The organism is Nocardia sp. NPDC058114, from assembly GCF_042884695.1.
In the GTDB taxonomy this organism is placed as follows: Bacteria; Actinomycetota; Actinomycetes; order Mycobacteriales; family Mycobacteriaceae; genus Nocardia.
Genome location: NZ_JBHVTK010000001.1, coordinates 1342396 through 1356580, shown reverse-complemented (window position 1 = coordinate 1356580; position 14185 = coordinate 1342396). Strand labels below are relative to the sequence as shown.

The 14185-nt window shown below is 66.0% G+C and carries 14 protein-coding genes; 6 read left to right on the top strand and 8 right to left on the bottom strand.

Going from position 1 to position 14185, the window contains the following annotated elements; genetic code table 11:
* Positions 1 to 93: 93 nt before the first annotated feature.
* Positions 94 to 474, top strand: a complete 381-nt coding sequence (locus ACFVVI_RS06235; protein ID WP_387443632.1) for a MerR family transcriptional regulator — start codon at positions 94 to 96, stop codon at positions 472 to 474.
* 140 nt (positions 475 to 614) lie between these two features.
* On the opposite strand, the gene ACFVVI_RS06230 is transcribed toward ACFVVI_RS06235, so the two are convergent.
* Both ACFVVI_RS06230 and murJ read right to left on the bottom strand, forming a co-directional pair.
* Entirely contained in the window at positions 615 to 809 is a 195-nt protein-coding gene (locus ACFVVI_RS06230; protein ID WP_387443630.1) for a hypothetical protein, read from the bottom strand.
* 8 nt (positions 810 to 817) lie between these two features.
* Complete coding sequence (gene murJ, locus ACFVVI_RS06225; RefSeq protein WP_387444472.1) at positions 818 to 2383, bottom strand: murein biosynthesis integral membrane protein MurJ; 1566 nt, start codon at positions 2381 to 2383, stop codon at positions 818 to 820.
* A gap of 392 nt (positions 2384 to 2775) precedes the next feature.
* Between murJ and ACFVVI_RS06220 the strand changes: the two genes are divergently transcribed.
* The 3 genes from ACFVVI_RS06220 to ACFVVI_RS06210 all read left to right on the top strand — a co-directional run bounded on the left by ACFVVI_RS06220 (position 2776) and on the right by ACFVVI_RS06210 (position 4919).
* The gene (locus ACFVVI_RS06220) at positions 2776 to 2976 is read left to right on the top strand and encodes a hypothetical protein (protein ID WP_387443629.1); all 201 of its coding nucleotides are present in this window, start codon (positions 2776 to 2778) and stop codon (positions 2974 to 2976) included.
* A gap of 50 nt (positions 2977 to 3026) precedes the next feature.
* Positions 3027 to 3824 carry a SigB/SigF/SigG family RNA polymerase sigma factor gene (locus tag ACFVVI_RS06215; RefSeq protein WP_387443627.1) on the top strand — a complete coding sequence of 266 codons (798 nt, stop codon included), beginning with the start codon at positions 3027 to 3029 and terminating at the stop codon, positions 3822 to 3824.
* A gap of 297 nt (positions 3825 to 4121) precedes the next feature.
* The gene (locus tag ACFVVI_RS06210; RefSeq protein WP_387443625.1) at positions 4122 to 4919 is read left to right on the top strand and encodes a CPBP family intramembrane glutamic endopeptidase; all 798 of its coding nucleotides are present in this window, start codon (positions 4122 to 4124) and stop codon (positions 4917 to 4919) included.
* Positions 4920 to 5127: 208 nt separating this feature from the next.
* On the opposite strand, the gene ACFVVI_RS06205 is transcribed toward ACFVVI_RS06210, so the two are convergent.
* The 6 genes from ACFVVI_RS06205 to ACFVVI_RS06180 form a co-directional block, all read right to left on the bottom strand.
* Positions 5128 to 5526, bottom strand: coding sequence for a nuclear transport factor 2 family protein (locus tag ACFVVI_RS06205; RefSeq protein WP_378987494.1), 399 nt, complete (start codon positions 5524 to 5526; stop codon positions 5128 to 5130).
* 46 nt (positions 5527 to 5572) lie between these two features.
* Positions 5573 to 6037, bottom strand: coding sequence for an SRPBCC family protein (locus tag ACFVVI_RS06200; protein ID WP_387443623.1), 465 nt, complete (start codon positions 6035 to 6037; stop codon positions 5573 to 5575).
* On the bottom strand, positions 6034 to 6435 hold the full coding sequence (locus ACFVVI_RS06195; RefSeq protein ID WP_387443620.1) for a nuclear transport factor 2 family protein: 402 nt from the start codon (positions 6433 to 6435) through the stop codon (positions 6034 to 6036). The genes ACFVVI_RS06200 and ACFVVI_RS06195 overlap by 4 nt, the downstream gene beginning before the upstream one ends.
* 148 nt (positions 6436 to 6583) lie before the next feature.
* A complete protein-coding gene (locus ACFVVI_RS06190) occupies positions 6584 to 9442 on the bottom strand; it encodes a BTAD domain-containing putative transcriptional regulator (RefSeq protein ID WP_387443618.1) in 2859 nt (952 codons plus the stop codon).
* A 60-nt stretch (positions 9443 to 9502) separates the two neighbouring features.
* On the bottom strand, positions 9503 to 10711 hold the full coding sequence (locus ACFVVI_RS06185) for an alkane 1-monooxygenase (RefSeq protein ID WP_387443616.1): 1209 nt from the start codon (positions 10709 to 10711) through the stop codon (positions 9503 to 9505).
* A 25-nt stretch (positions 10712 to 10736) separates the two neighbouring features.
* On the bottom strand, positions 10737 to 10964 hold the full coding sequence (locus ACFVVI_RS06180; RefSeq protein WP_378987508.1) for a hypothetical protein: 228 nt from the start codon (positions 10962 to 10964) through the stop codon (positions 10737 to 10739).
* Between the two features lie 658 nt (positions 10965 to 11622).
* Here ACFVVI_RS06180 and ACFVVI_RS06175 point away from each other — a divergent pair.
* Complete coding sequence (locus ACFVVI_RS06175; RefSeq protein ID WP_387444469.1) at positions 11623 to 13506, top strand: potassium transporter Kup; 1884 nt, start codon at positions 11623 to 11625, stop codon at positions 13504 to 13506.
* A 95-nt stretch (positions 13507 to 13601) separates the two neighbouring features.
* Positions 13602 to 13973 (top strand): hypothetical protein, encoded by a 372-nt coding sequence (locus ACFVVI_RS06170; protein WP_387443614.1) that lies wholly within the window; start codon positions 13602 to 13604, stop codon positions 13971 to 13973.
* The last annotated feature ends 212 nt before the right edge of the window (positions 13974 to 14185 follow it).

Genomic DNA, 14185 nt, shown 5'->3' with positions numbered 1-14185 from the left:
ACTTTCGTCGCGGATGGGTACCTCGACTACGCTAGAAGTTGACGTCGATGTCAGAGGCAAGCGTTTGTGGCATGGATCACGCGAAGGGCCGGAATGCGTATTGGCGAATTGGCTCGCCGGACCGGGGTTTCAGCCCGGGCCCTGCGGTACTACGAACAGCAGAACCTGCTACATGCCGAGCGCAGTTCCAGCGGTCAGCGCCACTACGCCGACACCGCCGTGGATCAGGTACTGCTGATTCAGCAGCTGTATGCAGCGGGCCTGTCCAGCCGGACCATCGGCGAGCTCACGCCACATCTGATCAACGGCCGCGCCACCCCTGCCCTACTCGGCCGCCTCGAGGTGGAGCGTGATCACTTGCGCCAGAACATCATCGAACTGGCGCGCACCGAACAACACCTGGACGCGGTCATCTCGGCAGTCTCGGCCAATGTGAGCACCGGCGCGGTATGCGTTCGAGAAACCCGCGCATAAGGGTGGAACGTAACTCGCCGATCCCGCCAGCTGTCCAGACAAGCCGATCCGAATAGGTCGTCCGTCGGTGTGGGTGGCTTGGTCAGACCGTGTGGCTGTCCACCACATCTTTTCTTACCAGGAGTTTGTCCATCGGATCATCATGACGAACAGATCGGCGGGATGGTGCGGTGGTCGTCGAGCGTGATGAGATCGCCTGTGCGGTGACGTTCTTGGCGCAGCAGGGTGTTGTCGTGGTGAAGCGCGGCGATCGTCGTGGCAGCCGCGTCGAGTTGTGTTGAAGGGTTGTCGAACCTTGCATATTCGCCGCCATCACAGGGTTTCAGAACCGCCATCGGCCTCCTCACGCCCGGCGTAGAAGTGTTCGCGCCGCGCGCAGTTCGGGAATACCGATGACATGGGCGGCGAGCACAAACACCAGTACGGCAGCGATGGCACCGGCCGCGGTGGCCGCGAGTTGTTCGACTGCGCCCGCGCTGATCGAGGTGCGGGTCAGCGCGACGGCACCGAGTCCTGCCAGCCCGGCGAGAACGGTGGCCGCCGCGACGCGGGCGACGGTGGTTGCGACAGTGGAGAACCCGAGCAACCCGTGTCGGCGCCGCAACAGGATATGACCGGCGACAGCGCCGACGACGTAGGCCAACGAGCTCGCGACGCTGAGCATGACGATGACGGCTCGGTCTGCCAGCATCGTGGCGGCCAGGACGAGGATGCTGACCTTCGTGGTGACCATGACAAGGTTGAGCACGGCCGGGGTGCGGGTGTCGTTGTAGGCGTAGAACACTCGCATCTGCAGCATCACCAAAGCAAACGGCGCCAGCCCGAATGCGGAACAGGCGACTGCGGTGCCGATCAGGGTGGCGGCCTCGACATCAACACGGCCGGTGAACACCACCGTCGTGAACCCGGGGCCGAGAAGACTCATGGCCATCGTCATCGGAATCAGTGCCACCGACAGATATCGGGCACCGCGGGCGAGATCGGCCACGACCGCGGTCCGGTCGCCGAGGGCGGCCGCGCGAGAGATACGCGGCATCAGCACGGTCAGCACGGAGGCGGCCAGAATGCCGTAGGGGACCTGGAACAGCAATTCGGCGTAGGTGTAGACCGATACACCGCCGTGGTCGAAGGCGATTCGCATCGTGATCGCGACGCCGATCTGGCTGATCACCGCGTAGACCAGCAGCCAGCCCATCACCGGCAGACCGGACCGGACCGGGCGCCAGGTGTAGGGCAAAGGCCGCACCCGCCAGCTCCAGGTGAACCCGTCTCGGCGCAACGCCACCACGACCCAGACTGCCTGCCCGGCGATCCCGGCTGTGGTGCCGATACCGAGGGTCAGGATCTGCGCGGTGGTCATCGATGCCGGAGTGAGCGTGACCGGGCCGGGGAGGGCCACGAACACAGCACAGGTCGCCAGCAGGATCACATTGTTGACGACCGGCGCCCACGCTGCGGTGGCGAAGCTGTCACGGACGTTGAGTACCGCGCCCACGACGACGGCGATGCCGTAGAAGAAGATCTGCGGCAGTAGCAGATACGCCAGCCAGGTCGCCAGGCGCCGCTGCTCGGCATCGGCGACGAAGCCGCGAACGATCCACGGCGCACACGCCACCGCGACGGCCGTGACCACGGCCAGGGCGATCATGGTCGCGACCATCAGTCGCTGAGTGAACTCGCGTGAACGTTTACGGCCCCGACGACGGGCCCGGGTCAGCACCGGAATGACCGCACTGGCCAGCACGCTGCCCAGCAGCAACTCGTAGACCATGTTCGGCAGATTGTTGGCACCGTTGTAGGCGTCCCCGACCGCCGCGGTCCCCAGCACCGCCGCTACCACGAGTGTGCGCACGAACCCGGTCACGCGACTCACCACGCCGGCAACCGCGACATAGCCACCCGACCGCACCAACCCGGAAGACCCTGAGCCCCCGTGACCACGCACGCCTTTCAACGGCACCGGCGCGACAGCACGTGGAGCGCTGTACTGCACCGGCAACGGTTGGGTAGCGAAACTGCCGTAGTCGTTCAACCTGCCCCCTCCGCTGAGAACCTCGTGATCACTCAGCCTACGGATGCTGATCCGACTTGCCCCGCCACTTCGGGACTGAGGTAGCGCCGGACGAGGAGCGGCGAGAGTCTTCCCGGCTCGACGCCGCGGGCCACCGACTCCGGGCGAGACGTGTGCTGATGCCTTCCCATGGGACAGGTACTTCAATCCTGAAGTACGAAACTGCCTCCGTATCAACATCATCGACCGGTTCCGGTTTATTCGCCTCCACGACGGTCAACCCTTTGCTCATGACCACCTCACGTAATCGGGTACCGAGTACGCCGAGCATGGATCTGACCAGCACCACCATCGTGTTGGCGACCAGCGTGTTCTTTCTGTTGGGCCTGGCCGCCTTGACCGGGTCGCCGACCGTCGCCTTCTTCGACGCCGTCGGCCTGGGTGCGGCGATGACGATGTCCTCCAAAATGCTGGGCCTCAACAGCCTCTAGTTCACCTCCTCCCCGCCGTTGAGCATGTCGCAGACCAGGAGCTTATCCGCATGTCCACCACCGCCGCCCGCCCCACCTACGAACACGCCGAGCCCTTGTTCGCGCACCTGGCACTGACCGACCCGTGCAGCCCTGAACACGATGCTCTGCGCGAGGAGATCATCGAGGTCTGCCTCCCGCTCGCCGAGCACATCGCTCGCAAATACGCCGGTCGCGGTGAAGTGTTCGAGGATCTGCTCCAGACCGCGCGGCTGGGCGTGGTCATGGCAGTCGACCGCTACGACGTGACCACCGGATCGCCGTTCCTGGGTTTCGCGGTCCCCACCATCATGGGTGAAGTGCGCAGACACTTCCGCGACCACATCTGGCCGTTGCATGTGCCGCGTCGCGAAAAGGAGCTACAGGGCAAAGTCAGGGTGGCGACCGACGAGTTGACCCGTCGATTCCACCGCTCCCCCACCGCGCAAGAAATCGCGACCGAACTCGATGTTCCGGTTACCGATATCGCCCGTACTCTGGTGGCGGCCAACGCGTTCCAGACGCGCAGCCTCGATACCCCCGCACGTGATACCGACGGCGATCCCAGCATGACCATCGCCGACACCTTCGGCGATGAAGACCCTCGCTACCAACTGGCTGAAGACACGATCACCGTCGCGCCCTTGCTGGCACAGCTGCCGCCGGAAGACCGCCAGCTGCTGATCTGGCGGTTCTACGACACACTCACCCAAGGTGAGATCGCCGAGCGCCTCGGTGTCTCTCAGATGAGCGTGTCTCGCAAGCTCACCAGACTGCTGGGTGATCTGCGTGCGCAGACCACCGACGACCAAGTCCCCCTCGCGGTCTGAACTCCCGGCGCGCCTGCGCCGTCTTCCCGCTTCGCAGCCACCTTCAGCTCTTTTCAGATCGACGCCCGACCGACCGGGCAGGCGGAGTCATCCAAAGGGGTCCGGCCGTCGAATTCCTGGGTGAAGGGCTGGTTTCCGTAGCGCTCACAACCTGCGACGGCCCTTCCGAGGAAGGCAACGCTCGGTCGCTGGTCGGATCGATCAGCGACCGAGCGTTCCGTTGGTCGCGGCCACAGCGGTGAACGACACGGCCCCAAATATCAAGCGTCCAGCTCTCCCAGCGGATATTTTGCCCGTATGAGCCGTCCTGAAACTGCGCTATCGGCTACCCCGACCGGCCGCCGACACCTGTCCTATCCGGTGTTCGCGCTGGTCGTGATCGCGTATCTGGCGATCATCCAGCTCGGTGGTCTGCTGATGACCGCGCTGACCGGCGAAGACGACTTCCTGTCCACGCGCGCGGTGTTCTACGGCATGATCATCCCGCTCGGTGTCGCCTTGGCGTTCACCTACGGTGTCATCGCCTACCTCGGCTGGATACGGCCGGTCCTGCACGACGATCGCCCGACCCGGCCGTGGGTGCGGATCGTGCCGATCGTGTTCCTCGTCGCGATCGTCTTCGGTATCAACTACAGCGCGCTGGGCAACAAGGGTCTGCTGTACACCCTGATGCTGCTGATCGCGACCCAGTTCGTCGGCTGGGGCGAGGAGGGCATGTTCCGCGGGATCGGTGTCGTGGTGCTGCGCGATCACGGGCTGACCGAGGGCAAAGTCGCGTTATGGTCGAGCATCGTGTTCGGCGCGGTGCATCTGACCAACGGCATCACCCACGGCGCGAGCGCGCTGCCGCAGGCGGTCATGGTCAGCCTGGCCGGCTACTTCTTCTACCTGACCCGGAGAGTGACGCGTGGCAACACGGCCAACTCGGTGCTGCACGGTTTGTTCGACTTCACCCTGCTCACCGGCACGTCGATCCTGATCGATCAGACCTTCTATCTCGGCACCCTGCTACCGATCCTGCTCTACCCGGTGCTGGCGATCGTGCTGCTGGTGAAGCGGCGCAGTATCGAGCCCGCGCCGGCGACGAGCCCATGATCGAAATCCCTTCGCTCGCAGATCGCCGTCTCCGGGTGACTACAGCGACACCCGCGCGGTAAACAACACGACGTCCGATTCCTCGGGCCGGACACGGCCGTGGTCACCGGGCGCGCGGCGAATCCTGCAAAGGCGACCGCCCCAAGAAACTGAGCAAGGTGCAGACCCCCCGGTACAGGCACACCTCGGCAGCGCCGAGCGCACCCGGTTATCGAGTTTGCTCGAGTGCGGCGAGAATGGCTGCCGTTTCTTCGAAGAGGGAAAATCGGGCGATTCTGTGGTCATGCACTTCCAGGAGGGCGACCTCGTGACCGTGGATGATCGTCCTGGTTCCGCGGACTGTCCCTTCGAACCATGCGATCACGACGATTCGGTTGCCCGCCTGGAAGGTTCGCTCGATAGTCAGGTGGGTGTCGAGTCGAGTGTGCCGAAGTCCGAAGAACTCGAAGAAGCCGTCCGGACCGTCGTATTGTCCACGCCACGGCAACGACCTGACCGGGTAGTCCAACACGAACTCCGGTGCGATCAGCGCCCTGACCCGGTCCATGTCGTGTCGGGCCAGAGCCGAGTAGAACCCTTCGACCACGGCAATTTCGTTGGCGGACAACGGCCTTTCGACTCCTCGAATCATCGGCGGTGTGAAGTGCGTGGCATCACCGCACGTTTCGTTCACTGTCGGTCGACGATTCGGCCAGTTTGCGCAGTGCTGCGATATCTCGATCCAGGTTGCGTTGCAGCATGCGAGCCAGCAGCCACCCGAACGGCCGTTGTATGCCGTGCGGAACGACGCGCAGCTCGAGGCGGACGCGGCATCGGTCTCGGGTCAGCGGGGTTACGGTGCGAGAGCCTTCGGCGTCGGCCCCGGTGAGCGTGCGCCAGGTGATACGGGTGCCTGGTTCGACCGTGACGACTTCACCATTGTTGTGCCAGGTCCGGCCCGCGAACCGGAGCTGTTCGACGGTGCGAGCGCCGGGAGTGGCAGGCCCGGGCGGGGAGGCGGACATGGCGACGACGCCGGTGCGCCATGCCGTGTCGGTGGCGTAGTCGGCCAGTAGCGCCCACACGCTGGCAGCCGCCCGTTCGACTGTCGTTTCCGCGGCCAGGTCGAAGCCGGTCATCGTGCCTGCGCCTGCCGTAGGGCGGCCAGCATGGCCGGGGTGTCGATATAGGCGTCGAAGCCGACGATCCGCCCCTGACGCAGGTGCCAGATGTGCACCTCGGGAAGGTCGAATTCGACGCCACCGGGGATGGTCGTCCCGACCGTGCGGCCGACCTGCACCACGTCCTCGCCTGCGGCGAACATGTGCTCGGAGATCACCTTGCTGTCGATGTGCGCGAGCAGCGTGGTGAAGAAGCCGACCGCGCCCACATGCCCGTGATGGCGGCCGCCCCAGGGCAAATCGGCGGCCTGGTCGATGTCGATGTCGGGGTCGAAAAGGCGTTCGATCATGCCGAAGTCGCGGCTGTCGAAGGCCCGGTAGACCTCCGCGATGATGTCGAGAGTGGGGTGTGACATAGGACTGTCCTCGCAGACGTAGCGGTGAGTGCTTGGCACGGACGCCGGTATGTGCCGGCTCGTCGCAACGATCGCGCGCAGGTGTTTCAATACCGCTACAACGACCGTCGAGACTCGCGCGCCGACGAAGCCGCCGAACATCGGCCTCTCAGTCTGCTGAGATGCCCTCGACCGAGTCACGGACCAGAGCGACCATGGCCGTCCAGCTCATCTGCCTGCCCAGCTGCTCGGCCGCGCGTTGTTCACCGGCGGGCAGCAGCCGTTCCATCCGATCCAGCACTACGGGGTGGGCGAATTGTGTGTAGCGCCGCGGATCAGCCCCGATCCGCTCGGAATGCTGAATCGCTGCCGCCCGCAGCCCGACAGCGGACTCGGGCGACGACAGCGCCATCAGCGCGTAGGCGGCAATGTAGACCGCACCCAGCGCGTCGGAAATATTCGATTGCTCGCCGAACGCGCGCAGCGCGCGGTCGATGGCGGTCAGGGCCGACGCGGCCGTATCGGCGTCCGCGGCCGGAGTGAGCAACGAACAGGCGAGCACCACGTCGGCCATGCCTTGGCACCACAGGTGACCGCATTCGGCGCTGAGTTCCCGCGCCGAGGCCAACCAGCCGATCGCGTCGGCGAGATTGCCCTCCAGCAGTAGTGCGATGCCCTGCCCGAACTGTGCGCAGCCACGGATCCAGTCCGCTGTCGGGAGCCGGTCGACTTCGGCGATCAGCCGGTCGATCGCGCTCCGGGTCGAGGCCCGATCGCCGAGCGCGGTGAGCGCGAGCGCACGGAACATCAGCGCGTGCAGCCACAGGTCTCGGTCGGGCTCGGGGTCGGCGAGTAGTTCCATGGCTGCCTCCGCCCGCCCCAGCGCCTCGCGGGCGTCACCAGCATGGAACGACACAATCGACAAGGCCAGCAGTCCGCGCGCGCGATCCTCGGTGCCGGCGTCGGCGGCGGTGTCGAGCGCGGTCCGGATGACATCGCGGCCGTCGACCAGCACGCCGAGGACCGGCCATGCGAATTGCAGCGCCGCCGCGCTTCGGAGCGCGTGCACGGGATGGTGTGCGAGGTCGTAGTCGATTCCCGCGCGGATATTGGGCAGTTCGGCGGCGAGCGAACGGTAGGCCGCGCCGGCACGGTGCCCGGTCAGCAGCGCGGCCTGGTCGGCGACGAATCCGCGGGCCCAGGCGGCGTGTGCGGCGCGGGTGGCAGGTGGGTCAGGGTCGGTGTCGCGGCAGTAGCGGCGGATGGTCTCGAGCAGCCGATAGCGGGTCCCCCCGGAGGTGACGTCGGCGGCGATCACCGAGCGGTCGAGCAGTGATGCAAGGGTGGCGAGCACACCGGCGTCAGTTCCCACGGGTCGCACGGCTTCAGCACCCTGCCAGGTGAACCCGCCTTCGAACGGCCACAGCCGCAACAACATTGCGCGATCAGCGGGGGTGAGATGCTCGACGCTCCAGCCGATTGCGGCCTCCAGGCTCGCATGCCGCGACAGTGACCCGCGTGGCGTGGTTCCTAACACGTCGAGCCGGTCGCGCAGGTGAGCGGCGATACCGTGCAGGCCGAACGCGCGTTCCCGGGCCGCCGCCAGCTCGATCGCCAGCGGCAACCCGTCCAGGCTCGTGCATATCGCGCGTCCGGTTTCCCGGTCGCTGGCAGTCGGTTGCCAGCCGGGCCGACCAGCGCGTACCCGCTCGATCAGCAGCTGCACCGCGGCACCGTCGCCGCCGGCCGCGTCGAACACGGGCAGGGGTTCGACGACCAGTACCTGTTCGCCGTCGATCCCGAGCGGCTGCCGGCTGGTCGCCAGAATCCGCAGGTCCGGAGAGGCGGCGAGCAGCATCATGGTCACCTCGGCCACGGGCTCGATCAGATGCTCACAGTTGTCGAGTACCAACTGCCCCGGTCGCAGGGTCAGGGCACGCCGCACCAGGTCCACGGGATCGCCGGTGATCTGGACCAGACCCAGTGCCGTCGCGATGGCGGTCACGACACCGTCACCGTGGTGGACATCGCCGAGCCGCACGATCCAGCGATCCGGCGAATCCGCTCCCCCGGCACAGTATTCGACGGCGAGTCTTGTCTTGCCGACTCCGGCCGGACCCACCAGGCTGACCATGCGCCGCTCGGCAAGCAATACGGACAGCAGGCTCAGTTCTCGATCACGACCCACAAACGACGACAACACGCGCCCGATCGGTCGCTGTGGCGTACGGGGCGAGGTCTCCGTGCGCATCCCGCGCGGTCGCGGGGATTCCACGAGCAACAGCCCGGGGTCGTGGTCGAGCATTCGCTGCTCGAGAGTGCGCAGCGCCGGCCCGGGATCCACTCCGAGCTCCTCGACGAGAAGTTCACGCACCCGCCGGATTTCGGCCAACGCCTGGGCCTGACGTCCGCTGCGGTACAGGCCGAGTGCCAACAGTTCCCAGCGCCGCTCCCGAAACGGCGCCGCCGACACCGCCTCGCTCAGATCGGCCACCGCCATCGCGGTCTCACCACACGCCAATCGAGCCGCCTGCAGTTCCTCGACCGCTGTCGCACGCAGCTCCGTCAACCGGGCCCGCTCGGCGGGCAGGTCCGGCGCTTGATCCAACTCCGGCCACGGATCCCCTCGCCACAGCACGAGCGCATTCTCGAACAACCGCGCGGCCGACCCGGCATCCCCAGCCGCGAGCACACGCACCCCATCGGTGATCATGTCGGCGAACCGGCCATGATCGATCCATTCCGGGTGCACCGTCAGCGCATAGCCGAACGCGCTGCGCTGCAGGCACTCTCGGGCCGACGGCCCCAACGCCGAACGCAGCCGCGAGGCAAGGACTCGCAGGGTTGCGGCCGCCTGCCGCGGACGATCCTCGCCCCACACCAGTTCGGTGAGCACACCGTCCGATACCGGGGTTCCCACCGTCAGTGACAGCGCTGCCAGGAATCGGCGCGGCACCGGGCCGCCCAGGTCGACGGGCCGGCCGTCCACCTCGACAGCGATCGGGCCCAGCACCCGAACGAACAGCACCAGCAGAGCCTAATCAGCAACGGCCTCGCCGACTCGGTGACAACGCCGTTCATCGCACTTTTATCGCCCCGCGAGACGACTGCCCAGCTTTCCTCGCGATCGCCTCGACCCGCGACCTGCACGCCGAACTCGGCCGGGCATCGTATTGACGCGAGTGCGGTCCCCGTCGTAGTGCGCCAGGACGCGATGATCCATTGTGCGCCGCCACAGCACCGGCACCGACGCGACGACGATCATGGTGGCATAGCCCGCGGGCAGCTGCGGTGCCTCGGACGCGCTGCGCAGGGTCTGATACCGGCGCCCGGGATTGGTGTGATGATCGCTGTGCCGCTGCAGGTGGAACAGGAAGATGTTGGTGACAAGGCGGTCGGAGTTCCAGCTGTCGGCCGGCGAGCAGCGCGCCCAGCGACCGTTGGGCAATCGACTTCGCAGCAGGCCGTAGTGCTCGACATAGTTCACCGTCTCGAGCAGCCAGATGCCTATCACCGCCTGAACGACGAGATAGGGCAGGACACCGGACCCGAACGTCGCGACGAGTCCGCCGAACAGCACCACCGTCATCGCCCACGACTGCAGAATATTGTTGCGCGGGCACCACCACGAACGTTGCTGGCGTCGCAGCCGGTCCCGCTCCAGTTCGAGCGCTGACCTAAACCCCCCGATCACGCTGCGGGGCAAGAATTTCCACAACGACTCACCGAACCGCGCGCTGGCCGGGTCCTGCGGCGTGGCGACCCGAGCATGGTGGCCCCGATTGTGCTCGACGTAGAAATGCCCGTACCCGGATTGCGCCAGCGCCGCCTTCGCCAGCCACCGCTCGAGCCGCTCGACCCGGTGACCGAGCTCGTGCGCGGCGTTGATACCGATCCCCGCCAAGAAACCGACTGTCACAGCCAACCCCAGCTTGTCGACGAATCGAAGTTGCGAATCGGTCCACAGATAGCACGCGATCACCAGGGCAGCGACCTGTACCGGAAGGAACAGGTAGGTACACCACCGGTAGTAGCGGTTGGCACCGAGTTCTTCGTAATCCTCGTCGCTGGGATTGTGGCCGTCTTCACCGACAAGGCGATCCAGCACCGGAATCACGAACAGCACGACAATCGGTTCGATCCACCAGAAGATCGCCAGTCCGGTACGCATCACCAGCTGTGAGGGCAGCAACGCGCAAACCGGCGCCACCAATCCGAATGCCCAGAGATATCGCTTCGGATCCGCCGTCGGCACCAAGTACCGCTCGAGCAGGTGCCGCGGCCGCGGCACCCGCATCGACATCCTCATCGAAACGTTGGGGTCAAGGCAGCCTCGCGCAGTTCGTGGGTGCGGGCTGACCCGCGAGCCTGTCGGTCATCCACCGCTGCGACGCGTCCAACGCCGCCGATGCGGGGATCATTTCCGGCTGCCCCGGCGCTGACAGGGCCAGATGCGCGGGCTCCGTCCGGATGACCGCCCCCGCCGCCACATCGGGCAATGGCATCGACGTGCTGTAGAAGTCGCCGACGGCTACCTCAGCGGTCGGCACCGACGATGCTACCGGCGCCGATACCAGCCCGGCGCTGACCGCGACGACCGCTCCTGACAGAGCTGCCGGTCGCCCGCATACCCGCCTCCTCAACACTGAACCTCCCCTGTGACGTGTCGCACTCCGCTGCTGACTGGGATAGACCGTACACACAGGGTTCAGCGCAGGAGATCCCAGGTATCTACATTGGCGATGAGCTGGTATTTCATCCCAAAAATCCTATTTCTGGATGAATACACCGAAGCACTCCGCATCCACGGCAGGCGCGCCATAGTTCGTAACTTATATAGCGCTAATCTATGAATCCTTCCTAGATGACAGCTGTCCTCGATAAGAGCGTGCCTCATGTCGACAGTTGGCCGGCCGGGCCGCAGCGCGCGCTCGGGCAGCCGATCACGCCGTCAAGCCAGGTGCCGCACGTGGATGCGCAGGGCGTTCGCGGCGAACTCCGCGGCCGCCGGGCTGCCGAAGGTCTGGTGGAAGTCGGGGTTGGTCTCGTAGAGGTCGGCCATGCCTCGCACCATCCGATCGCGACCACAGGCGATATCGTCACGGCAGCGCCATCCATCGGGTGCTCGCCACGGAAGGACAACCTGTGACTGAAACACCCACCCACGCCACCTCGACCCCACCCGGACAGGGGACAGGTCGCGAGGTCGTGCGCCTTGCCGCGATCGTCGCGGCACTGGGTGTGGTGTTCGGCGATATCGGCACCAGCCCGATCTACACCCTGCAGACGGTGTTCAATCCGGCCGACCCGCACCCGGTGCCGGTGAGCCAGGACAACGTGTTCGGGATCGTCTCGCTGATCTTCTGGTCGGTCACGGTGATCGTGACGATCACCTATGTGACACTGGCGATGCGCGCCGACAATGACGGCGAGGGCGGCATCATGGCGCTCATCACGCTGCTGCGGCGCTGGAGCGCGCCGGGCGGCAAGCGGACGGCGACTTTCCTTGCGGCACTGGGGATCTTCGGTGCTTCGTTGTTCTTCGGCGACTCGATGATCACCCCGGCGATCTCGGTGCTCTCGGCTGTCGAAGGATTGAAGATCGTCGAGCCGTCGCTCGAGGAGTTCATCATCCCGATCACCGCGGTGATCATCGTGGTCCTGTTCCTGGTGCAGCGCAAGGGAACCGCGGTCGTCGGGCGCGTATTCGGGCCGGTGATGATCGCGTGGTTCACCGCGATCGGGGTGGCCGGGATCGCGGGCATCAGCGACAACCCGGAAATCTTGAAGGCGATCTCACCGACCTACGCGCTGGGATTCCTGTTCGGCCACTTCCACATCGCGTTCTTCGCGCTTGCCGCCGTGGTCCTCGCGGTGACCGGCGCCGAAGCCCTCTACGCCGACATGGGTCACTTCGGGCGACGCCCGATCGCCCGAGGCTGGCTGCTTCTGGTGTTCCCGGCATGCATGCTCAGCTACATGGGCCAGGGCGCGCTGATCCTGTCCGACCCCGCCAACATCACCAGCCCGTTCTTCCTGCTCGTCCCGGGCTGGGGTCGGCTCCCGATGGTGCTGCTGGCCACCGCCGCGACGGTGATCGCCGCTCAGGCCGTGATCACCGGCGCGTTCTCCGTCGCCTCCCAAGCCGCTCAGCTCGGCTACCTGCCGCGACTGCGGATCGTGCACACCTCCGAATCCACCATCGGTCAGATCTATGTCCCGTGGATCAACTGGCTGCTCATGGTTTCGGTGCTGACCTTGGTCTTCGCGTTCCGCAGCTCCCACGCCCTCGCCTACGCGTTCGGGATGGCGGTCACGGGCACCATCACCATCACCACGCTGCTGTTCTTCTATGTCGCCCGCGCCCGATGGCGTACCCCGTACTGGCTGCTCGGGCTCGGTGCGGTGCCGCTGCTCGGTATCGATCTGCTGTTCCTCGGAGCGAACCTCACCAAAATCGTGCACGGTGCGTGGTTGCCGTTGCTGATCGGCGTCATCGCGTTCACGGTCATGACCACCTGGGAACGCGGTCGCGACATCGTCACCGCAGCGCGCGAACAGCGTGAAGGCCCACTGCAGGAATTCGTCGACGAACTCGGCGAAGGGCGACCGAGGATCTTCGAGGTTCCCGGCACGGCGATCTTCCTCAACCGGGGCAAGAAAACTACTCCGCTGGCCATGCGCGCCAATGTCGAGAACAACCACGTCCGCCACCAGCACGTCGCGATCGTGAGCATCGCCACCGACCCGGTGCCCCGTGTCCCGTTCGCGGAACGGCTCACCGTCGACCCTCTCGGCCACGGCGACGACGGCATCATTCACGTCACCGCCCGCTACGGCTACGCCGAACGTCCCGATATCCCCGCGGCGTTGCGGCATCTCGATGCCACGGCGACAGAGGGAAGGCTCGACCTCGATCGCGCCTCCTACTTCGTCTCCAAGATCGAACTCCGCCGCGGTGACCAGCCGACCATGGCGACGTGGCGCAAACGACTGTTCATCGCCACCTCCCACATCACCGCCGACGCCGCCGACTACTTCGGCCTGCCCCGCGACCGCACCGTCATCATGGGCTCCCACATCGACGTCTGAATCTCGCATCATCGGCCGCGAGACGGACGCTTCACCGGCTCGAATTCGGGACCGTCGGTGGCGTTAGAATCGAGGGGGGTGCGAGGAGCAGAACGATGAGTACCACCAGTGTGATTGTGATCATCGTCGTCGCGGTCGTTGTCGTTGTCGCGCTCGTGGCCGGCGCCTTGATGTTGATGCGTAAACAGCGTGCACACCGGCGGGCAGAGGCCGAGGACATCCGCGCCCGCGCGACGGAACAGGAGTTCGAGGTCGGTCAGCGAGAGGCGCGGGCCGACGAGATCGCCGCCCGCAGCCGCGCCGCCAAGGCCGAAGCCGAGGCCAAGTCCGCACAGGCCGAGCAGCTTGCCCAGCAGGCACATGCGCATCGCGATGATGCCGCGGATTCGCGAGCCGACCTGGACAAGGAATGGGAGCGCGCGGACAAGGTCGATCCGGACACGAAGTCGGGTCACGCATCCGAGTGATCTGGACCGGTCGGCCCCGCGCCGCCCCGATCGACCTTCGGCGGCAGCCACATATCGGGATCGGGATCGGTTGTGGTGCTTCACCTTCGGGGACGACGAACCCGCTGCCGGGTTCGAACGCGACAATGCCCTGCACACCGGGGTTCTTGATCGCGGTCTGCCGGTCGGGGCCGCCGCCCTGGGAAGTGAGTGAACAAGATCCCGTCGAACAG

What these genes read in the sequence shown, in the direction of transcription:
- ACFVVI_RS06170 (WP_387443614.1), top strand. Translation starts at nt 13,602, where the DNA reads ATGAGTACCACCAGTGTGATTGTGATCATCGTCGTCGCGGTCGTTGTC.
- ACFVVI_RS06210 (WP_387443625.1), top strand. Translation starts at nt 4,122, where the DNA reads ATGAGCCGTCCTGAAACTGCGCTATCGGCTACCCCGACCGGCCGCCGA.
- ACFVVI_RS06220 (WP_387443629.1), top strand. Translation starts at nt 2,776, where the DNA reads ATGACCACCTCACGTAATCGGGTACCGAGTACGCCGAGCATGGATCTG.
- ACFVVI_RS06185 (WP_387443616.1), bottom strand. Translation starts at nt 10,711, where the DNA reads ATGCGGGTGCCGCGGCCGCGGCACCTGCTCGAGCGGTACTTGGTGCCG.
- ACFVVI_RS06200 (WP_387443623.1), bottom strand. Translation starts at nt 6,037, where the DNA reads ATGACCGGCTTCGACCTGGCCGCGGAAACGACAGTCGAACGGGCGGCT.
- ACFVVI_RS06235 (WP_387443632.1), top strand. Translation starts at nt 94, where the DNA reads ATGCGTATTGGCGAATTGGCTCGCCGGACCGGGGTTTCAGCCCGGGCC.
- ACFVVI_RS06195 (WP_387443620.1), bottom strand. Translation starts at nt 6,435, where the DNA reads ATGTCACACCCCACTCTCGACATCATCGCGGAGGTCTACCGGGCCTTC.
- ACFVVI_RS06215 (WP_387443627.1), top strand. Translation starts at nt 3,027, where the DNA reads ATGTCCACCACCGCCGCCCGCCCCACCTACGAACACGCCGAGCCCTTG.
- ACFVVI_RS06230 (WP_387443630.1), bottom strand. Translation starts at nt 809, where the DNA reads ATGGCGGTTCTGAAACCCTGTGATGGCGGCGAATATGCAAGGTTCGAC.